General features: G+C 46.4%; 18 protein-coding genes. 7 read left to right on the top strand and 11 right to left on the bottom strand.

Features of this window, described 5'->3' with window-relative positions; all coding sequences use genetic code 11:
* Positions 1-78: 78 nt before the first annotated feature.
* Positions 79-897, bottom strand: a complete 819-nt coding sequence (locus ACX0G9_RS00315; RefSeq protein WP_459062833.1) for an OmpA/MotB family protein — start codon at positions 895-897, stop codon at positions 79-81.
* A gap of 213 nt (positions 898-1110) precedes the next feature.
* Here ACX0G9_RS00315 and trxA point away from each other — a divergent pair, with 213 nt between their 5' ends.
* The 4 genes from trxA to ACX0G9_RS00295 all read left to right on the top strand — a co-directional run bounded on the left by trxA (position 1111) and on the right by ACX0G9_RS00295 (position 4125).
* Complete coding sequence (trxA, locus tag ACX0G9_RS00310) at positions 1111-1407, top strand: thioredoxin (RefSeq protein WP_459062832.1); 297 nt, start codon at positions 1111-1113, stop codon at positions 1405-1407.
* A 5-nt stretch (positions 1408-1412) separates the two neighbouring features.
* Positions 1413-2369 (top strand): hypothetical protein, encoded by a 957-nt coding sequence (locus ACX0G9_RS00305; RefSeq protein WP_459062831.1) that lies wholly within the window; start codon positions 1413-1415, stop codon positions 2367-2369.
* Positions 2370-2374: 5 nt separating this feature from the next.
* The gene (locus tag ACX0G9_RS00300; RefSeq protein ID WP_459062830.1) at positions 2375-2977 is read left to right on the top strand and encodes a hypothetical protein; all 603 of its coding nucleotides are present in this window, start codon (positions 2375-2377) and stop codon (positions 2975-2977) included.
* Between the two features lie 155 nt (positions 2978-3132).
* A complete protein-coding gene (locus ACX0G9_RS00295; RefSeq protein WP_459062829.1) occupies positions 3133-4125 on the top strand; it encodes a virulence RhuM family protein in 993 nt (330 codons plus the stop codon).
* A gap of 18 nt (positions 4126-4143) precedes the next feature.
* Here ACX0G9_RS00295 and ACX0G9_RS00290 read toward each other — a convergent pair whose 3' ends face one another.
* Entirely contained in the window at positions 4144-4845 is a 702-nt protein-coding gene (locus tag ACX0G9_RS00290; RefSeq protein ID WP_459062828.1) for a DUF1345 domain-containing protein, read from the bottom strand.
* Between the two features lie 90 nt (positions 4846-4935).
* Positions 4936-5676 carry a hypothetical protein gene (locus tag ACX0G9_RS00285; protein ID WP_459062827.1) on the bottom strand — a complete coding sequence of 247 codons (741 nt, stop codon included), beginning with the start codon at positions 5674-5676 and terminating at the stop codon, positions 4936-4938.
* Positions 5677-5760: 84 nt separating this feature from the next.
* Between ACX0G9_RS00285 and ACX0G9_RS00280 the strand changes: the two genes are divergently transcribed.
* Positions 5761-7482, top strand: a complete 1722-nt coding sequence (locus ACX0G9_RS00280; RefSeq protein ID WP_459062826.1) for a M1 family metallopeptidase — start codon at positions 5761-5763, stop codon at positions 7480-7482.
* Here the strand turns inward: ACX0G9_RS00280 and ACX0G9_RS00275 are convergent.
* The 7 genes from ACX0G9_RS00275 to ACX0G9_RS00245 form a co-directional block, all read right to left on the bottom strand.
* Positions 7465-8799 (bottom strand): TldD/PmbA family protein, encoded by a 1335-nt coding sequence (locus ACX0G9_RS00275; protein WP_459062825.1) that lies wholly within the window; start codon positions 8797-8799, stop codon positions 7465-7467. The genes ACX0G9_RS00280 and ACX0G9_RS00275 overlap by 18 nt on opposite strands.
* Before the next feature lie 56 nt (positions 8800-8855).
* The gene (locus ACX0G9_RS00270; RefSeq protein ID WP_459062824.1) at positions 8856-10493 is read right to left on the bottom strand and encodes a TldD/PmbA family protein; all 1638 of its coding nucleotides are present in this window, start codon (positions 10491-10493) and stop codon (positions 8856-8858) included.
* A gap of 81 nt (positions 10494-10574) precedes the next feature.
* Positions 10575-12383, bottom strand: coding sequence for a hypothetical protein (locus tag ACX0G9_RS00265; RefSeq protein WP_459062823.1), 1809 nt, complete (start codon positions 12381-12383; stop codon positions 10575-10577).
* Entirely contained in the window at positions 12380-14593 is a 2214-nt protein-coding gene (locus ACX0G9_RS00260; protein WP_459062822.1) for a DUF4175 family protein, read from the bottom strand. Before ACX0G9_RS00260 ends, ACX0G9_RS00265 begins: the two co-directional genes overlap by 4 nt.
* Entirely contained in the window at positions 14586-16121 is a 1536-nt protein-coding gene (locus ACX0G9_RS00255; RefSeq protein WP_459062821.1) for a BatA domain-containing protein, read from the bottom strand. Before ACX0G9_RS00255 ends, ACX0G9_RS00260 begins: the two co-directional genes overlap by 8 nt.
* 2 nt (positions 16122-16123) lie before the next feature.
* The gene (locus ACX0G9_RS00250; protein WP_459062820.1) at positions 16124-17011 is read right to left on the bottom strand and encodes a DUF58 domain-containing protein; all 888 of its coding nucleotides are present in this window, start codon (positions 17009-17011) and stop codon (positions 16124-16126) included.
* A 91-nt stretch (positions 17012-17102) separates the two neighbouring features.
* On the bottom strand, positions 17103-18104 hold the full coding sequence (locus ACX0G9_RS00245) for an AAA family ATPase (protein ID WP_459062819.1): 1002 nt from the start codon (positions 18102-18104) through the stop codon (positions 17103-17105).
* A gap of 113 nt (positions 18105-18217) precedes the next feature.
* Here ACX0G9_RS00245 and ACX0G9_RS00240 point away from each other — a divergent pair, with 113 nt between their 5' ends.
* A complete protein-coding gene (locus tag ACX0G9_RS00240; RefSeq protein ID WP_459062818.1) occupies positions 18218-18844 on the top strand; it encodes a DUF4159 domain-containing protein in 627 nt (208 codons plus the stop codon).
* Positions 18845-18849: 5 nt separating this feature from the next.
* On the opposite strand, the gene ACX0G9_RS00235 is transcribed toward ACX0G9_RS00240, so the two are convergent.
* Positions 18850-19068 (bottom strand): hypothetical protein, encoded by a 219-nt coding sequence (locus ACX0G9_RS00235; RefSeq protein ID WP_459062817.1) that lies wholly within the window; start codon positions 19066-19068, stop codon positions 18850-18852.
* 210 nt (positions 19069-19278) lie between these two features.
* Between ACX0G9_RS00235 and ACX0G9_RS00230 the strand changes: the two genes are divergently transcribed.
* The gene (locus ACX0G9_RS00230; RefSeq protein ID WP_459062816.1) at positions 19279-20541 is read left to right on the top strand and encodes an NfeD family protein; all 1263 of its coding nucleotides are present in this window, start codon (positions 19279-19281) and stop codon (positions 20539-20541) included.
* The last annotated feature ends 50 nt before the right edge of the window (positions 20542-20591 follow it).

Here is a 20591-nt window from a genome sequence, read left to right as displayed (position 1 = left end):
TTATTAAAATGGGGTGCGGGTTTTAAACCCGCACCCCATTTTCTTATTGTTTTGTATATTAATTTGTCGAGCCCCTATTTAATTCGTGGTACCCGGATCTGACTCCAACAGTTTAAACAGCTCATCCAGTTTAGGAGATAAAATGATCTCCGTCCTCCTGTTCTGGGCACGTCCTTCCGGAGTGCTGTTCGTCTGGACCGGATCATACTGGCTATGTCCGGAAGCTATCACCCTTACCGGGTCTACCTTATAATCAATGGTCAGAATACGTACAATAGAAGCTGAGCGGGCGGTGCTCAAATCCCAGTTATCCTTATACCTTCCGCGGATGGGAATAGAATCTGTATGCCCTTCGATATTTACGGTAATTTCCGGGTTGCTGTTCAACACCTCCGCCAATTTGCCAAGGGCCTCTTTACCCTTAGGGTTCACAACAGCACTGCCGGATGGGAACAATAAGTTTTCCTGCAAACTCACATATACCTTACCGTTCTTAATAGCAACGGTCAATTCATTGGAATTAAATCCAACGAGTGCATCACTCATCTTTTTACGGATCGCGCGGGTCGCGTTCTTCTGTTGATCCATCAGCGCTTGTAATTGTTCGAGTCTCCTCTGCTGACTGGCCAATTCCTGCTGGCTTTTATTCAGTTGAGATTGTTTGTTAGCCGCGTCGTTCGATAATTGCCCGGTCCGGTTATTCAAATCGGTTACCTGCTGTTGTAACTGAGCAACTGATGACTGGAGGGAATTAACCTTTCCGGCTAATGCAGCACTATCATTACGGACAGCTTCCAATGCGCTTTGTGAGGCTTTAAATTTACGGTTGGGAACACAACTTCCCAATAACAGGGCTCCGGTGATACAAAGGATCACAGGGATAATTATTTTTCTCATACTTGGTTTTTAGTGGGCAAAATTGTTTTGTACACTCTTTCTTATACAATCTTTGGGCCAGAAGACGGCCAAAAGGACTAACTCAGGTAAGGTCTTGTTAATGGTAACCCTATAGATCATGAAATCAACATGATCAAAGCGGAGAAGGTGTGGCGATATTTACCCGCTTTGGGATATTCGGAACTATTCGTAAATTTAGACAAACAGACTATCATGGAAACATTCCGGGAGCTTATTCAATCGGAAACACCCGTACTCGTGGATTTTCATGCGGATTGGTGTGGTCCCTGTAAATCGATGCATCCCGTTATTCAGGAAGTCGCCAGAACCGTGGCAGGGAAAGCAAGGGTCGTTAAGATCGATATTGACAGGAATACCCCAACCGCCCAGGCCTACAACATCGTCTCGGTCCCGACATTCATCGTTTTTAAGAAAGGAGCCATTGTATGGCGGCACTCCGGCACCATCGACAAAAACAGCCTTCTTTCTGTACTGAACCAAAATGCCTGATTCTTTTGCCCCAACCTCACCCCCCTTCCTTATTCAGGAACTTGTTGTTTATTCTGATCTTCCTTTGTTTCGGGAACAATTCTGCATTTGCGTTGCATACCTGTTCAGACCCCAGCCAGCCGGAAGATACCCTGCCTTCTCTTTCTTCAACAGAAAATGAAGCTGTTCATTTCCTGGACGGGATCCGGCATGAAGATACCAGCCTCTTCTGGCCCCATGTGAGAGCCCGTTTGTTCCTGGAGAATCTCCGGTTAAATATAAATCATCCGGTCCTGCTTTATCAGGGAAGCAATACTAATTTCTGTGGTTATGCGGCCCTATCCTATCTTCCTTTACGTGATGACCCCTTAGGGTTCGTACGTTTTATGGTGAGCATCTTTCGTACCGGCAAAGCCACCTGGAATGGGATTTCTTTCGAACCATCCGCTGCCGTTAAACAGGCAGCGGGGACCCTGCGGTTTAAAGGAGAACTGGACATCCGGCCTGCAGACCAGATGTGGTTCCTGATCCTCGCGGATCATTTCAAAGGCTACCTGAATTTTTTTACTCCAAATTATCACCCCGGTTCCGAGAATACATTCTGGGCCGCCGTTAATTTTGGGAAATTCAACCGCATACTGAAAAAATTGCTGAGGTACAAAGTTGAAGCCGCCGGTTCCGATCTGATCGGCCCGTGGATCGGTGATCTTTATGGCTATCTGAGCCAATCTGTGTTAACAGGCACCACTTTTCTTTATGTCAACAATACCTACCTGCATAAAAAAAATCACACAACCATAAAAGCAGGGTTTCCCACTCACTTTATCGTACTCACCAATATCTGGAAGGATGGAGACATCATCAAGATCATTTATTGGGATTATGGGGGAATGTCATTGCGCGAAGTGACGCCCGCTTTCCTGAAAAAGATCACCTTCGGTATTAGCCATTGTACAAAAATGCCCAAAGAGCCGGACCAATAAACAAAATGCAGAAAAATATAAAATACCGGATCTTATTTTTTATGCTGGGGATAGGTATATGCTCCTGTACCTCTCTGAATATTACCCGGTATTATGCAAAGAATCAGCATAAACTGGACAGTATTCACGAAACCTTTAAAAAGGCCAACAAACAAAAACACTTTAGCATCGAGTTCACCGATCGCCCCTTTAAAAGAGTTTCCCTGGAACTGATGACCGATACCCTTACCTATATATATGAGTTTGGTGTTGATGAGAAACGAATGCGGGATACCTTAGAAAAATTCGGTTTTGATTTTCCGGCTATTGCCAGCCTTATCTCTCAAATGCAATCCCTGGAATGTACCTGGGTCAATCAATTGGATTATTATGGGGAAGAACAAAAATATTCGCTGATCTCTGTTAGCTTATGGCCCAGGGGATTTAACCTGCCTTTCGTCAATAAGAAATATTATATTCTGGCTTATTTTCCCCAACGGCAGTATTTTGACAAAAAGGGCACACTACTCACCGGAAGGAGGCGAAAACGTATCCGCCAAATCAATTCGGAGATCTTCACGAAACTCAGCGATACGGTCTGTTATACGCTCTCGGATAGATTCAGATGAAGATTAGAATTGCTTCCCTTTTCGGAGGCAGCATTTGGATTACTTAGTTGGTCTATGGACACCTCAATGACCCAAAAAAGCATTATATTTTGATTAAAATTAATTTTCCGTACTTTCCCGCTAAAGTTTAAAAAAAGGATTTAAATATAAAAAGAATGCAGAGTGAGTCTAATATAATTTTTTACAATTCCCCAAAAGGAAATATTCATATTGAGGTAATATATAATGAGGAGACCTTTTGGCTTTCTCAAAAACGAATTTCTGAATTATTCGGGGTAGAAGTACCGGCTATCAGCAAGCATTTAAAAAACATTTTTGAAAGTGGTGAGCTCGAAGAGATTTCAGTTATTTCCAAAATGGAAACAACTGCGGCGGATGGAAAGAACTATCTTACAACATTTTATAGCCTTGATGCAATTATAGCTGTTGGATACAGGGTAAATAGCTTGCAAGCAACCCAATTCCGCATTTGGGCAACAAAAACGTTGAAGGAATTTATTACCAAGGGATTCGTATTGGATGATGAACGACTAAAGCAAGGGAAACGCTTTGGAAAAGATTACTTTGACGAATTACTTGAGCGCATTAGAGAAATACGAGCAAGTGAAAGAAGGTTTTATCAAAAAATTACCGACATCTATACATTGTCTGTTGACTATGATAAAAGTGCCATACTTACTAAAGACTTTTTTGCTACTGTTCAGAACAAATTACATTGGGCTATTTCGGGAAAGACTGCTGCTGAGATTATTTACACTTCAGCTGATGCAACAAAACTTTATATGGGCCTAACAAATTGGAAATATGCGCCTGATGGAAAAATATTAAAATCCGACACAAACATTGCTAAAAATTATCTAAATGAGGCACATATTAAAGAACTTAATCGGATTGTTTCCGCATACCTTGACCTAGCGGAAAATAGGGCAGAGCGTCAGATAATAATGAAAATGGATGATTGGTTAGTATTCCTTCACCAGTTTTTAGATTTATCAAGCTACCCAATTCTTAAAGATAAGGGAAAAGTTACAGCATTAGAAGCAAAGCTAAAAGCAGAACAAGAATTTGAATTTTATAGGAAAATTCAGGACAAAAATTATCTTTCTGATTTTGATAATGAAATTAAAAAGATAAAGGGGCAAAAATAGACCTTTTATTCGACTGGCTCACCCCTTAAGGTCTACCACTACATTGATGGTGAGCGCAACAATCACCGTATTAAAAAGAAAGGACAACATACCGTGGAGTAATACCAGGCGGCGGATATGCCTGGAGCTGATCGTAATATCGGATACCTGGAAGGTCATGCCAATAACAAAGGAAAAATAGGCGAAATCAAGGTAATCGGGCCATTTTTCATTTGGGATTTCCAGGCCTCCGGCATTTTCATTTTTGTGGACGGAATGTTCCCCATAATATAAATGTGCGTACCTGTATGTGAAGATAGTATGCAGCAATATCCATGAAAATGTCACTCCTGCGATATAGATGAAGGTTTCCATTCCCTTACTGAGCTCCCAGGCGCTCTTTTTTCCCAGTAAGAGCAGCACTCCAGCCAGGCTGCAGAGAATGGCGATCACAACCACGACCGAGACCACCACACGGCTCGGATCCTCATGACTGGCGAGTACACGTATCTGCCGCGGACACATGGTAAAAAAGATACCCATGCTGATTACGACCATGGTGAGGCTGAAGGCATCCCATCCGATCATGAGGCGGGTTATCATTTCCATTTTTACCTGTAGCAGCAACAAGGATATGATAACCCCTACCAGTACGCTGATCATCAGTTTATGAATGGCCGGTAATTTATGAAACCAGGTTGGCGCTTTAATGTAGTGCGCTTCGTTTTTATCTTTTTCCATGCTGACACAATTTAAACAGTTGCAGGGACTACACAAAATTTGAATGGGCAGTTGAATGGGCAGTTGAATGGGCAGTTGCCGGGAAAGATGTTATCGGGCGGAAGTTATCCTTTTCCAAACCAGGTCATTCCCGTTTCGCCTTTCCAGCATCTCCATAATCCCCTGGCCATCCTTTACAAATATTTTTCTTCCCCTCGTATCGCTTTCCCGGAAAAACACTGTTTCGGTTTCCGGAAAGAGATTTTCCGGTTTTTTATTCCGTTTGCGTATGAATAAGGTATCGTTTTTTACTCCTATAAAGCAGGTATCGTTTCCGGATAATTGATAGCTTCCGGTATATTTTTCCAGGGACCTGGCGGATAATTTTATTGCCCGCGGCAGTTGGGGTATTTCAAAAATCTGTGAGCCAATCATTTTCCAGGTGGTATCCATCAAATGGTATGTATTGGCCACCCCGTAGGTGGTATGCAAATTCTGTCCGAATATCTGTTCGTATTCATCGGCGACATAATGAATGATAGCCGTTTTTTCATAAAAGGTAATTACCGGTTTAATGATTTTTATGTGACCTGAAAACCCTTTCGGGAAGGGTCTGAAGGTAGCAAGGAAATCCTTCTTATGATAACCGGTTCCATCTTCGGTTATCAGGTAACATCTGTCATCCAGATACTTTTCCCAAAGAACGGTTTGGCCGCCGGGAAGGGCATCTACTAAAGATTGTTCGATACCTATAAGCTTATTGGCAAGTATACTGCTATCCGTTTGTGCAGTAAGATGGGAGCAGACCTGCAAAGCCAGTACAGCCATCCATAAAATTTTACGATAATGCATAGTTTAGGTTTAGGCTCACGAATAGGATTTATCCTCCACCATAAATTTAACGAAACTATTTATCTTTACCGGAAAGCAGTTGTTATGTCTTTAATGCTGTTCCTATTCTCATCCCCATCAATTGTCCGTTACCGGTACCTGAATCTGTCTTTTTTTCAATTTGGTGTTTACCTCCTTCTATCTTTGCAGGGCCATGGGCAGACAGGAATTACCGACCGGCAATCGGTCTATGTACAGCCGGTCGATGTTCAGCATTACGGATTTTCCCTCCATTTAAATGATTCGAATAACCGGATCCGTGGTGTAGCCACAATAAACCTTCAATTTACAAAAGAAACAAGGCATTTTTCCCTGGACCTGGCCGGACCCAATAATGCCGGAAAAGGGATGCGGGTAAGGGGAGTCAGGGAAAAAGGAAGGGTCCTGCACTTTTCCCAGGGTTCCCGGGTTCTGATCATTTATCCGGATCCGGCGCGGCCTAACCGTTCCGGCTCGACCCATACCTATACCATTGCCTATGATGGGATACCAGCCGATGGACTGATCATTTCCAATAATAAATTCGGACATCGCGGTTTTTTTGGGGACAACTGGCCGGACAGGGCACATAACTGGCTTCCTTGTATAGATCACCCTTCCGATAAAGCCACGGTTGATTTTACTGTGACCGCACCAGATCATTACCAGGTCGTATCCAACGGGCTGAAGGAAAAGGAAACCCTGTTGCCGGGGCATTTCAAAACAACCCGTTGGAAAGAGCGAGTGCCCCTGCCCACCAAGGTAATGGTAATCGGGGTCGCTGATTTTGCGGTGGACTCAGTTGGCAGGGTGCAGGGCAAGATGAAGGACAAGATACAGGACGGTGTACAGGATATTCCTGTTTACAGCTATCTTTTCCCGGAGGATAAACAACAGGGATTCCGATCCTATGCCACCGCTCTGGATATCCTGCCCTTTTTTATGAATAAGATAGGTCCTTATTCCTATGAAAAATTAGCTAATGTCCAATCCAGGACTATTTTCGGAGGGATGGAAAATGCCGGAGCCATTTTTTATTTTGAAGCTTCCCCCGGTGATAAAGCCATTGAATCTCTAATGGCTCATGAGATCGCTCATCAATGGTTCGGAGATGCCGTCACGGAAACGGATTGGCATCATATCTGGCTAAGTGAGGGTTTTGCTACCTATATGGCCCATATGTACCGGGAAGAAAAACATGGTAAGGATTCCTTAAAAAGAGCCCTCGATAAAGACCGGAAAAAAGTTTTTGCTTTTGAAGCCAAAAGAAAAACGCCCATTGTAGATACCACGGTGACCGGGAATTATATGCAGCTCCTGAATGCCAACAGTTATGAAAAAGGAAGTTGGGTTTTGCATATGCTCAGAAGGCAATTAGGCGACAGCCTTTTCTGGGCAGGTATCCGGGAGTATTATGCCACCTACCAAAACCGGAATGCCAATACCGAAGATTTCAAAAGAATCATGGAATCCGTCTGCCGGCAGGATCTCCGGGTCTTTTTTGACCAATGGTTGTATCGTTCAGGACATCCCTCCCTCCTTGCCGGTTGGAACTACGATCCGGATAAAAAACTATTTTCTCTCCGGGTCGAACAAAAACAAGCCGGTCTTTTTGTCTTCCCGCTGGAGTTTACCCTGGACGGAGTGATGCATTCGATCTCCATCGGGGATAAAATTACGGATATTGATCTACCCCTATCCGGAAAACCTTTATCTGTGATCATGGATCCCGATGTTAACCTTTTGGCAGAAATTGAGCTAAGTGTTTATTTAAACGGCATCCGATAAAGAGCTGAAGGTAAAATCCCGGATCTTCATGGGAGGCACGAGATAACTACGGTAGGACTCCACGCTGATGCTTCTTTCCGGCTTGCCAAAAGCCTCTACATTGTTCAGCATGATCACGGGGCTTTCATTAAACCGGAAATTTTTCACCGGAAATTTCACTTCGCCGTTCTCGATATAAAAAGTGCCATCCCGGGTTAGCCCGGTCAGGAGCAAGGTCTGCGGATCTACCATCCGGATATACCACATCCGGGAAACGAGAATTCCTTTTTCAGTACTTTTGATCAGGTCTTCCAAAGAGGCATCACCGCCTTCCATAATGATGTTGCCGGGAAAAGGAACGGGCTTTACATTTTGTTTTTGCGCCCAGAAACGGGAATAACTGAGATTTTTTACCACGCCCTTTTCGATCCAGTTCGTCCTTTCCAGCGGTAGCCCATCGCGGCTCCAGGTAGTAGAGGGCAATTCGGGATTAAAGGGATCGGAATAGATCGTCACTTTCGGATCCATCATTTGTTCGCCAATACGGTTGCCTCCGCCGGCTTTGCTCATAAAACTCCTGCCTTCGTCGGCATTGCGTGCATCAAAACCGAAGAATAGATTTTCCAGCATGTAGGCTGCAGCGACCGGTTCCAGGATCACCGTATATTTCCCCGGTTCGATAGCCTTCGCCCCGATGGAGCCATTGGCTTTTGACGCCGCAATTTTGGTAGCGCTATAGGTATCCAATTTGCGGATATCATGAAAACCACGTGCAGCATATCCTGATCCGGTACCTTCCTCATTACGTGTCGTAATGGAGAATATAGTATCGGTGTTCTGATTATAGGCGTACAATCCTTTTGAATTCATGCTGGCATCAAAGGCAGTCGTATTTTCCAGGTAACCGGCAGCCTGCAAATTGGCTTCCCTGGCCACTCCGATACTTTTGGCCACTGCCTCTGCCCGTGTATCCGGGGTGATAGCTGCGGTAGCCGGTATATAAGTTATTGAATCCCGGTAGGTCTGTGGACCCAGCAAAGGCATATGTTCAGGGTTTTCGGGAGCGAGCTGAGCCAGCTCTTCCGATCTCCGCACTACTTTCTCCAGGGAGGCATCGTCAAATTCATCGATCGTCGCCGTTCCTGTCTTTTTTCCAAAGCTGGAACTTACAACAAGCGTCAACCGGCTTACTTCTCCGGCAGTGGATACAGCATTACGGGCATACCGGATATTCCCTCCTTCAGTACCGTTAAGACTGGCTTCGCATTCTTCCGCCCTGGAATAGGCGATCACTTTTCTTAAAAGTTGCTGAGCTTCCTCTTTATTTAAAATTGCCATATGATAAATTACAAATAGTTAGATAGATAAATTACCTGCTGATTTCCTCCCCCGGCTCAGATCTTTCTTGCCGTATTAATAACATTGACACCATTGAAACGGGAAGTGGAACTGCCATGAGAAACGGCGTTGGATTGCGCAGGCTGTCCTTTTCCATCATTAAAAGCCCCTCCCAACCGGTAATCATGTTCATCGGCCACCGCCACGCAGGAGTTCCAGAATTCCCGGGTATTGGCCTGGTAAGCTACATCCTTCAGCATGCCGGTGATCTTGCCGTCATTGATCTCGTAGAAGGTCTGGCCGCCAAACTGGAAATTGTAACGTTGCTGGTCGATCGAAAAAGACCCATCGCCGATGATATAGATCCCCTTCTGCACGTTTTTGATTATATCATCCGGACTCAGCGGAGTTTTCCCGGGACGCAACGAAACGTTGGGCATTCGCTGAAACTGGACATCCGCCCAGCTTTGTGAATAACAGCAACCCTGGGATTCCTTCAAACCGATGATATGTGCCTGATCACGGATAGCCTGATAGTTGACGAGGACTCCGTCTTTAATAATATCCCATTGTTTGCATTTCACTCCCTCGTCATCATAACCGACGGCGCCGAGCGAACCCTGCTGCAATTTATCGGCAACGATATTCACCTGTTTGCTTCCGAATTGAAAATTGCCGGACTTCCATTTATCCAGGGTAAGAAAACTTGTTCCTGCAAAATTGGCTTCGTATCCCAGCACACGGTCCAGTTCCGTTGGATGGGCCACCGATTCGTGAATGGTGAGCCAGAGATGGGACGGATCCAGTACCAGGTCGTATTTCCCCGGATCCACGGTCTTTGCAGTGATTTTCTTTGTTACGTCCGCGGCTGCATTCTTAATATCCTCCAGCATATCGTAACGCCCTTTGTACCGGGTAACTATTCCTGTCACCTTGCTTTCGGGGGTTGGGGTCAGGTATTCATACCCCATTCCAACCGGAGAACTCAGGGAACGACGGGTCTCAAATTTACCCGAGGCTTTATCGATCCTGGTTACATTAAAGAAGGGGTAGATCCGATGGACATCCTGATCGATATAGGAACCGTCCGTAGATGCAAAATATTTTTGCTCGTTGACGGCAAGAATGGCCGAGCTGACAAAATTAGCACCTCCCTGCATGGCGATTCCGTTAACGGACAATAACAGATCCACTTTTTCCTTCAGCGGTACTTCGAATGTATTTTTAAGGATCGGTGTTTTCCAGCTTACTTCGCCATACCCTTGCTGGGGAGCCAGCTGCACCGGCTGGGTCAGTATCTTAGAATTGGCTTTGGCAACCGCCACAGCCCTTTCGGCTGTCCTTGCCACTCCTTCGGCCGTGACTTCGTTGGAAGCCGCAAACCCCCAGGATCCGTTGGCAATGACCCGGATTCCCACCCCAAAAGACTCCGTATTGGCGATATTCTGGATCCTGTTCTCCCGGGTAACGACAAATTGGTTCAGATACCTCCCTATCCGGACATCAGCATAACTGGCCCCTTTGGAACGGGCAGTCGTCAGCGCAATATCGGCCAGTTGTTTTTTTACTTTTGTCTCGATGCCCTCATTCAAAATTGCAGACGGGTCAATGATCTTCGAGCCAAAGGGAAGTGAAGGGAGCGCAAATGAGCCTAAACCCATTCCCGCCATTTGAAGAAAGTCTTTTCGTTTCAAGTTGGATCTCTTTGTATAGTGATTAGTACAACCTTGTCACAGGCAATCTAATTAAGTTCCGGTTAAATTTTGGCCCGTTCATCATAACTTTTTCTCCACCCATAAGAATATACAACTAAAAAGGAAAAGGATATACAACCAAGCCCTGGCTAAAGGGATTTGTCTTTCCGGCCTTGATCCGTTCTGACCTGATCCATTAAGACCTGATCCTTCCGAATCTGATCCGATTCTGGCTGAAGGCGCTGAAACTGTCTTCCCGCGGCCATTTTCCTCCTTCGAGGCTATACATTCCAGCGTTTCTTTCCTCCTTTGTTCCCTCTTCAATCCCTGCCAATCCTTTTGATCCCAGGCATACCACCAACAGGAGTCACCCTCAGGCATCCGCGCAAGCTGCCATCCCGCTTGCCTTGGCCAGTAATTTCCGCTCCACAAAAAAGGGAACCACCTATCCTGCTGCAGATATACAGCAGTGAGTGGATCCATCCTCCCTTCCCCGGCAAATGCACCCTGGGGCTGTTCGTCTTTTGCCGTTCGAAGCAGCACCCTGACCGGCTCATCCACCTGCGGAATAGCCGGGAGTATTTTCCATTCCCTGCCGGTGCTGAGCCCTTTGGATGCCTGTTGCAGGATCTTGGACCAGGTAGCGGAATAATCCTTATTCGCTCCGGAAAGCCTGTATGAATAGGTATGGGTTAGGGTAGATGAAATTATTTTCCCCGATCCGTACAGACTACTGCTCACTACTATCCCGGAAAGACTATCCCTCATCAGGGGTCTTGAACCGTTAGTTGTCCTGATAAGGAACCCCCTGGCTGAATCCCTGCCTGTCATCGTGCTGTCTGCACGAATGATCAACCCCATGCCTTTTTCGGCTATCTGTTTTCGCAGAAAGGACCGTTCTGCAGAACTAAGGTCATTCAGGGCCTCTTCATCGGCGATTACGATATCGAAATTCACCAGTAATTGCGGAGACAGACGATCCAGGGAGATTTGCGTTCTGTTCAAAAAAGTTCTTTCCACCTTTTCTTTACTGATGGAAGTCCGCATGGCAATCGAATGATGGTTTTGGAAAAGCCAGTTCGCTAAAAAGGTGTTTTCGAATCCAGGGACGGAATTCAGAAAAAGAATTCTCTCCGGTTTTCCCGGAATTACTTCAACCGGAATGGTCTCTTTTTCCAAAGTGTCTGATCCGCTGATAAGGGCCAGCCCATAGACCGCCCTTCCCCGGTGAGCAGGTACCGTATTTATTTCAAAAACGATCGATGAGTCCAATGCGGATGAGGCAAATACGATTGAGTCAGGCTGCACATGAGCACCGGTCAGGATCAGTTTTAACGATTTCAGGGTCCTGCCCGCCAAGCCTATCATTCCCTGAATCCGCAGCTGTTCTCCTGGTAACAACTGCTGCTTCCAACTGACAGCAACGATACCTGTAGCCGGTGCCGGTGGATGAAACGACAGACCATGGGGCGGCCAGGCGGATTGTTTGGATAAAAGATTCCATTCCTCTTTTTTTAATCCGAACCCCATGACATGCAGGGACTTTAATCCTGCATTTCCCCCCGAAGACCCAAACCTATACCTTAACTCTTCAAAACCCGGGTACAATAAGATATCTCTGTCCTTCTTTTCCTGCATAAAAGATTGCAGGCTATCCGGGTCAAATCCTTCAGTCAGCAATAATCCTTCTTTACCAGCCTGCGACAGGTCTGCTTTTGCCGTAATGCTGATCGGTATCGTCATACAGGCCAGGCTGATCACTGCCAACCCTGTACAGGCAAGCCTGGCCGGAAGACGAAGTCTGTTCGGCCGTCTCCACTCTTTCCGTGCCAGAAAAATCAGCAGGAAGAAAGAGAGACCAATCACACTATCGTTCCAAAGGGCAGTCATGGTTTTCGTTGGGGGTCATTCAGGTTCATAAAATAAAGTGCTGATAATCCGCCGCCATCGGAAACTTTGATAGGAAAGGGAGTGGCATTCGCCTCAGGCAGCATTTTTCTAATGGCTCGTTGAACCTGGGCAATATCTGTTTTGCCCTGACTGAGATCAACCGGTTTTCTGGCACCCGGGTTAATGTCCGCCCCCTTGTCCAATATCCTTTTTATGGCCTGGAAGGCAGGCAGGTATTCTCCCGGATGTGAAGCCGCTGTCTTCCCGATCTGACCTGCCGCCTTTCGCAGGATTTCAAGGGAAGGTTTGGATAGTTGAACGGAAGTTTGCGTCAATAATCCTAAAGAGATCCTCAAAATAATTTCCGGATCTGGTACATCTCCCTGCAGGGAACGATGAACAGGCTGACCGATCGATTCCAGTTTACCGGAAAGTCGTTTTGCGGGGTCTAAAGGCGTGACCCTTACACCGGTTTTCGCTACATAAGCCCTTGACTTTTGCTGGAGATCCTTTAAAAGTCGTAAGGCTTTATAAGCATATGGCAGCGCTTCTTTCGGCTTGTACGTGCGTAACCGCAATTCCGCATTCCACATTTCCGTCAGGGTAGCTTTTAACTGCTCCCTGATCGCCGGTTCAAAATAAGTAGCGTCTTCTGCCTTATCGTGTTTATCTGTAAATGCATCAAGAATACTTTTGGCGTTCCCGAAATCTGTCAAGCCCCCGTTATTTTCCGAATGATCTCCTTTCGGTCCTTCTTCCGATTCTTCGCCCAGATATTTCCCATAACGCAGCCTTAATAAATGCTGATCGAATCCCAGGTCATTGCTCCGGTTATTAAACCGGGCAACCGGGATCGTATCCTGCTCCCGCAGCAATTGTTCCGTCTCCAGGATGATTTGCCGTTCGCTGCGGAAATATTCGGGTTTAACGTCCATGCCCATCTTCATTCCTTCCAGGCTCATCAATTGCGCTGTATCGGTTAGTGATAAAATATACATATCAGACCGCGACTCCTGTTGATGGCTGTCAAGGGCACGGATATAGAAGTATAATTCATCGCCGGGCCGAAGCCCAAGGGCGGGAAGATCCAGGGAAATGGCCAGCTTGCAGGAAACAGGACGTTCTGAAAAAGACCGCCCGAACGGAATGATTTTTTCACTGAATCTCACTGCTTCGCCGCTTCCGCTGGCAAGAGTTGCTACCACCACTGCATCTTTTATTCCATAATCGTCCTGCACAAAGACGGTCAGGGGTATTTGCTCCGGTTCGCCATATTCAACCACAGAATAGGGTTCAGGAGTTCTGACCAGGATCCGGGGAGGCTCGTCGGGGACTATTTCGATTTTGTACAAGGCCGAAGTCAGATCCCCAACACGCACCTGGTAAAAACCGGAATGAACCGGAACTACATTCAGATTCCAGTAAGTATGCTCTTTATTCTCCGGTTGAAAGGATTGTCGAAGAGTATCGTTGAACAGGAACTGTACGTCGGACGCAGGCAGGGATGTTTCCAGTCTCCAGTTCAAAAGCGCCCCTTCTTCCACCCGCAGATCAGGCTCATCCTGGTCACGGACTGGTTTCCCGGTATAAGCCGGTGGAATAATGCGGATATGGATCGAACGAAGGGTCGGAACCGGTTTATTCTCTACTTGAATTAATGCCCCTTTCCCCGGGATCAGATTTTCCGGATAAGTGGAATAGTTATCCTGCCTGGTAAAATAAAAGACAGTATAGGCCACTATCAGGAAACATCCCCACCCTATTATTTTTTTCCGAAAGGGCCGGGGTGTATCAATCGAACGAAGTTTGGCCGCAGTTTTCGCGGTCTGCCATTTTTCAAGTGTTCCCAATTCTTCTACCGGCCGAAGCAATAATTCACTGCTTTCCTCCAGTTCCGGCAGTCGTTTATCCAGGAAACGGGCTGTATCCGTCATCGTCATACGCCAGGCGGGGAAAAAAAATAATGCGATCAAAAAAACTGCCTCGAATAGCAGCAACCCAATCCAATCCGGAGCTTCTGCTCTCCTGCTGAACAGGGCCGCACCCAACAAACCTGCAGAAAGACCAATAAGCAGGCAAAGCAGCACACTCTGTATCTTCCACCCTATTTGCAGGGAACGGATCCGTTCCCTGCCGGTCCGGTCCAAAACAGTTTGTTTCCCCCCGGATCTTTTCCTGCCTCCCTCTCCTGCCGGATATCTTTTATCCATTGGATTTTTTTTTAGACCCGGACAGTGAAATTATCCGTTCAAGCAGAAATAAAATAAAAATCAAAACCCATGTGCCCCTTGCGAGATCAATCGTACCTGTTGAACTTGTCATCTTACTGGCAGGTCGTGACTGATTTTGTTGGGGAAGGATCTGCAAAGGATCCAGCATCCTAAGATCCCGGTCCGGAAGATAAAGAAATGCGGCAGGATCAAAAACTACAGGATCAACAATCAATTGTTGCAATAAAAGTGGAAAAGAAGGACTCCATACAAGGCCGTTCCATGCCGGATCGAAACGGGAATAAAAATGAAAAATATGTATTTCAGCTGACCCGGTACCCGTGCTGTTTTTTTCCAAAGCCAGCAGAGCCCCGCCAAAACCATCTTTCCATACAGAGCTATATTGATCTGCAGTAGAAGCAGATTTTATCATCCTCCCGATCCATATTTCCGGCATACCATCGATCCAGGTATCCTGCAGGATCTCCTTTCCTTGTTCCATTCGAAATATATTGACAGGGGAAGTAGTCCCGGAAACGGCACCTGCCTTTAAAAACTCCTCCGGAAAGGATTCGGTGGAAAGCCAGAACAGCCAATCCAATCTGCCGGATCCGGGCAAAAAAACCTGTTTGGCCTGTACTGCAGTACTGATCACCGTTACGTTTAAACTACGATGAGTAAATTCCTCCACCGAGCGGAAGGCCGCTAATAAATAACGGCAATCCGGTTTGTATTTATTTTCAGCATAAATCGCGATCCTTATTGCTCCGGTATCTACCAAAACCGGTGGCTGCCCATTCAGGCCAACCGAAAGACGTCCGCCGACCATATTTGCCTGGTTCCTTTCCATTTCCCCGCCGGTAAAAGAATTACCCGTTCTCCGGCTGCTTCCAGTCAAAATCCGGATAGACTGCTTTTTATCACCGGGAAAAATCCAGGCTCGTTCGATCCATCGGTTGACCGTATCCGCCGGGCCTTCGGGCTCCGTATACCAATGGATGTCCCGGCCGGTAACAGGCCTGTTGCCAGAATAATGATTCAACGCCCCTTTTGCAAAAATATAAAAGGGTAACCCCGCAGGGGCAGCACGGTCAGCAGCCCTGAATAAGGTCCAATAAGAAGCAGATTTCCCGGGCTCGTGGAAAGAACTGTGTTCACCGTCCATTTCATGCAGGGAATACCCGGCATTCAACAGGGAATCAATCAGCGGCCGATACGCGGAAAAAGTTACCGATTTTTCCTTTTCCACCAATACCCAGCCTTTAAAGGAATTCTCCTTCAGGGTTCGTTTCCAGAAAGGTCCGGATAACAGCAACGCCAGAAAAAATAGCAGCAGACAACGAAATACCAGCAGCAGCCATTCTGAAGGAGTCCGGTTTCTGGTCGGTTGCTGGTTTATTTTTTCCAGAAAAACGACACTGCCTACCTTCCTGATTTTTCCCTGTTTGTTATTCCACAAAGAGATGATCACCGGGATCCCTATCCCGGCCGCTGTGATAAACCATATGGGTTGTAAAAGAAATAACACCCTTACCCGTTTGATTTTTGGCGCTGTTTGAGAAAATCCCTTATCGCCAGATCCAATGGTTCATCCATGCGGATCAGCCGGTAGGCGATCTGTTTGTCCAATAATTGCATTCGTACCCTGGCTAACCAGGAATGCAGGTTTTCTTTATAGTTTTTATCTGTCTCTCCCGAACCAAGCGGAATTCGTTCGCCCGTTTCCAGGTCTTCCACATGACGGTATCCTGCATACGCCATTTCCAGTTCATTTTTAGCCATGATATGAAAAACAATGATCTCATGACGTAAGGATGACAACAGTTCCAATAATTTGCCGATCTCCCCATCCTGTTCATACATATCCGTAATAAAAATCAGCAATTCCCTTTTATGTTCTCCCGAAAATAAATGCTGATATTTTATGCTGCTGCCCAACCGGCCTTTTGGATCGAGGTTCTCCAGCTGATAAAAAAAACGGGCCATATGCCGGGGATCCTTACGGGACGGAAGAGAGAAGACCTCTCCTTCCTTAAACACGTTCAAACCAACGGAATCACCCTGTGCATGCGCAAGCCAGCCCAAAGAAGCCGCCAATAACCGTGCATAATGCATTTTGGAGAATTCCCCGTCCCGGTGATCCATGGAATGGCTGGCATCGACCAGGAATTTAATGGAGATACTGGTTTCGATCTCAGATTCACGGATATAATATCGATCGGAACGGGCATAACGTTTCCAGTCCAGCCACCGCAGATCATCTCCGGGCTGGTAGCTGCGGTATTGGCTGAATTCCAGACCTGGCCCCCTGACCTTGCTTTTATTTATGCCGGCCATAAAACCATCGACAGTGTGACGGGCCGCTAAAGCCAGGTCCTTGATAGCCATCAGCATATAGTGATCGGGCAATGAAGACATGAGCAACAGAATATGGATGATTCACGATAAAAACGATGATTCAGGATATTAAACGAGGATACAGGTTATTAACCAAACAGAACTTCCTTAATCAGGAAAGCAAGGTACCCGGACGCTTCACGGTTTTTAATAAGACCTCCGTCACCTGATCCGAAGTTATATTTTCGGCTTCGGCTTTAAAATTCAGTAATATCCGGTGACGCAGCACCGGAAAGGCCATATGATGAATGTCTTCCGGAATGACAGCATACCGCTGTTGGAACAAAGCCCTTGCCTTAGCCGTCAGGATCAATGCCTGCCCCGCACGGGGGCCGGCCCCCCAGCGTACCCACTCTCTGACAAAGGCAGGACAGTCGTCATCGGGTCTTGTCGCCCGGATCAGCGCCGCCACATATTCAACCATTGCCCCGCTGATACTTACTTCCCGCACCAGCTCCTGTAACTGCAGGATCTCTGCGCCATTTACAACAGGCAGGACAATCGGCTTTTTATTCCCGGTGGTATTGCTCAGGATGGTAATTTCCTCCTTGGCCGTAGGGTATCCTATTTTAATGTATAAAAGAAACCGATCCAGTTGCGCTTCCGGTAAAGGATAGGTGCCAGCCTGTTCGATCGGGTTCTGCGTGGCCAGGATAAAAAATGGCCGGTCAAGATGATAGGTCTGTCCAGCGTAGGTGATTTCAAACTCCTGCATGGCTTCCAATAAGGCAGATTGCGTTTTAGGAGGTGTCCGGTTGATCTCATCCGCCAGCACGATATTGGCAAATAAAGGTCCTTTATTGAATTTAAAGAAACGCCTTCCCGTAGCATGGTCCTCCTCCAATACTTCCGTTCCGAGAATATCAGTAGGCATCAGATCGGGAGTGAACTGGATCCGGCGGAAACTGAGATCAAGGGATTGGGACAAGGTTCTGACCATGAGTGTTTTGGCCAGGCCCGGAACTCCCTCCAGCAAACAATGCCCACCGGCCAGTAAGGCAATCAGGATCTCTTCCAAAATAACATCCTGACCAACAATGACCTTCTGCATTTCCTTTTTCAGACCGGTCAGTTTTCCCAAAAGTGACTGTGCATGGCTTTCGACGATTTCCAAACCAGGAGTTTTTAACTATTAATAAAGAAATTGGCCGTTTATTAAATATTTTTCTATTCCTAAAGCAGGAAATTAAAGAATAATTCATGAATTTTAAAAAAATTACATGGCCGGTGAGAAACGAAAAGTTTACGTTCACGAGATTACGATACCGTTCAGGGGACTGGGATACCGATCAGCGCATGCCCTCCAATCTGCTGAATTCCCTGATAGAATACACGACTATTCCCGTCGACCTCCAGGAAAAGATTATCGACCTGGACAGCGAAGAACTTTTCCATTTCCCTTTCTGTTACCTGAGCGGACATAAACTGGTCCAGTTCACGGCTAAAGAAGCCTCCAATTTCCAAAAATACGTGCAGAACGGTGGTTTTGTCTTTGCAGATGACTGCAATCATGATATCGATGGTTTGTTTGCACGGTCTTTCGAGACGCAGATGCATAATTTGTTTGGAGCGGCGGCTTTACAAAAGCTCCCGAAAGATCATAAAGTATATCATTCGTTTTTCCGTTTTGAGAAAGGTCCACCCAATACTTCCTTTGAATTGAACGGTTGGGGAGACGACCTCGTACATGACTACCTGAAGGCCGTCTCCTTCAATAACCGTATCGGCGTCCTCTACAGCAACAAGGATTATGGATGTGAATGGGACTATGATTTCCGGAACAAACGGTTCCTGGCCGAAGACAATACTAAATTCGGCGTAAATATTATCGTCTATGCCTTATCGGCAGGTTGAGAACGCTATTTACTGGTTTCGCTGTATTCCGATTGCTCGTTCTCCTTATTTTGATTCTGCTGCTGGTCATTCCCATTACCCTGCTGGTTGTTCTTATTATTCTGCTGGTTCCCGTTATTTGGTTGCTGCCCATCCTTATAGGTCGATGGCTGATTGCTCCTGCCTCTTCCGGAATTATAATCATTCTTAATATCCTGGATCTGTAAAGCCGGTTTGGAGGGCATTACCCCATGACCGTAATAATACGGAGGGGGATAAAGGCCCCAGGGGTTATAAAAGCCATAGGGGCCAAAGGGTGAAAATGGGTAATACCCAAAGCCGAGCCCAACTCCAACGTTTTAATTTATCCTGGTTCTCATAACTGTATTTTTTGTATATTACAAGGACGCTATACCAACCGGTAAGCCGGAACCGATTTTCAAAATTTTGCTTCGATGAAGCATTTCGCTCTCTTCTTACTTTTTTTAATGCCACTGGTTCTCCCGGCGCAATCCGTTATTTTCATTAAGATCGATGGCACAATCAATCCTGTAGCAGCCGGGTTTATTCACCGTAGTCTTGAAAAGGCAACGCAGGAAAAAGCAACTTGTCTGATCATTCAGCTCAATACCCCTGGCGGATTACTAGCCTCGACCCGCCTTATCGTCAGCGACCTGCTGGAGTCTAAAGTGCCTGTGGTGGTTTATGTCTCTCCCGGAGGGGCTCATGCCGGATCTGCAGGTGTCTTCCTTACGCTGGCAGCAGATCTGGCCGCGATGGCGCCGGGTACTAATCTGGGAGCTGCTCATCCGGTGGATCTGCAGGGTCAGTCCGACAGCGTTATGGGAGACAAGGTCACCAATGATGCAGCAGCCTTTATCCGTTCCATCGCAGAAAAAAGACATCATAACGGAAAATGGGCTGAAGCTGCCGTACGGAAAAGTGTATCCCTCACCGAACAGGAAGCTCTTTCCGAAAATGTGATCGATCTGATCGCCAGGAATACCGAAGACCTGCTCGGGCAGCTGGATGGCAAAACAGTTGGCACTGCCATTCTGCATACCCGTTCGGCCAGGGTGGAAACCCTGGAAATGAGTTTTACAGAAAAGATCCTGGATTTGATCAGCAACCCTAATTTCACTTATATACTATTGATGCTCGGTATGTATGGAATTCTGTTCGAGTTCTTTAATCCGGGGTCGATACTTCCAGGTATCGTAGGAGTAATTTCTCTCATCCTTGCCTTCTATGCCATGCAGACCCTTCCGGTTAATTATGCGGGTCTGGCCCTGATCGTTTTTGCCCTTCTTCTTTTTGTACTGGATCTCAAACTCGCAAGTCATGGACTGCTGGCAATCGGAGGTGTCGTTGCCCTGTTGCTGGGTTCCCTTATGCTGATCCGGCCGGGAACCGGTCCTGATTTCGTTGGAATCTCCAAAGTGATCATTGTTGCTTTCACAACAGTTACCGCCCTTTTTTTTCTAGGGGTCATTGGCATGGGGCTGAAGGCTCAGCAAAGAAAGCAGGTCACCGGGCCCGAAGCGATGATCGGAGCAACGGGCATAACCCTCGAAGCCCTTACGCCAACAGGTATGATACGATTCCAGGGAGAACATTGGAAGGCAGAGTCGGTCTCCGGCCCTATCGACAAAGGCAAAAAGGTCCGTATCAGAAACGTGCAGCATCTAAAATTATTTGTTGAACCGGTTGCGGAATAATAAGGCAGGAAACAGAATTTGGACAGGTAAAAAATAAAAAAACAGTTTAT

It is taken from the genome of Flavitalea flava (genome assembly GCF_054461575.1).
Note: the sequence above shows the minus strand (reverse complement) of the source record. Positions and strands in the feature narration are given on the sequence as shown.

Excerpts from the sequence above, each read along its gene's own strand:
- ACX0G9_RS00280 (WP_459062826.1), top strand. The coding sequence starts at position 5,761 with ATGTCTTTAATGCTGTTCCTATTCTCATCCCCATCAATTGTCCGTTAC.
- ACX0G9_RS00290 (WP_459062828.1), bottom strand. The coding sequence starts at position 4,845 with ATGGAAAAAGATAAAAACGAAGCGCACTACATTAAAGCGCCAACCTGG.
- ACX0G9_RS00300 (WP_459062830.1), top strand. The coding sequence starts at position 2,375 with ATGCAGAAAAATATAAAATACCGGATCTTATTTTTTATGCTGGGGATA.
- ACX0G9_RS00260 (WP_459062822.1), bottom strand. The coding sequence starts at position 14,593 with ATGGATAAAAGATATCCGGCAGGAGAGGGAGGCAGGAAAAGATCCGGG.
- ACX0G9_RS00250 (WP_459062820.1), bottom strand. The coding sequence starts at position 17,011 with ATGTCTTCATTGCCCGATCACTATATGCTGATGGCTATCAAGGACCTG.
- ACX0G9_RS00265 (WP_459062823.1), bottom strand. The coding sequence starts at position 12,383 with ATGACTGCCCTTTGGAACGATAGTGTGATTGGTCTCTCTTTCTTCCTG.
- trxA (WP_459062832.1), top strand. The coding sequence starts at position 1,111 with ATGGAAACATTCCGGGAGCTTATTCAATCGGAAACACCCGTACTCGTG.
- ACX0G9_RS00230 (WP_459062816.1), top strand. The coding sequence starts at position 19,279 with ATGAAGCATTTCGCTCTCTTCTTACTTTTTTTAATGCCACTGGTTCTC.
- ACX0G9_RS00315 (WP_459062833.1), bottom strand. The coding sequence starts at position 897 with ATGAGAAAAATAATTATCCCTGTGATCCTTTGTATCACCGGAGCCCTG.
- ACX0G9_RS00285 (WP_459062827.1), bottom strand. The coding sequence starts at position 5,676 with ATGCATTATCGTAAAATTTTATGGATGGCTGTACTGGCTTTGCAGGTC.
- ACX0G9_RS00235 (WP_459062817.1), bottom strand. The coding sequence starts at position 19,068 with ATGCCCTCCAAACCGGCTTTACAGATCCAGGATATTAAGAATGATTAT.
- ACX0G9_RS00295 (WP_459062829.1), top strand. The coding sequence starts at position 3,133 with ATGCAGAGTGAGTCTAATATAATTTTTTACAATTCCCCAAAAGGAAAT.
- ACX0G9_RS00275 (WP_459062825.1), bottom strand. The coding sequence starts at position 8,799 with ATGGCAATTTTAAATAAAGAGGAAGCTCAGCAACTTTTAAGAAAAGTG.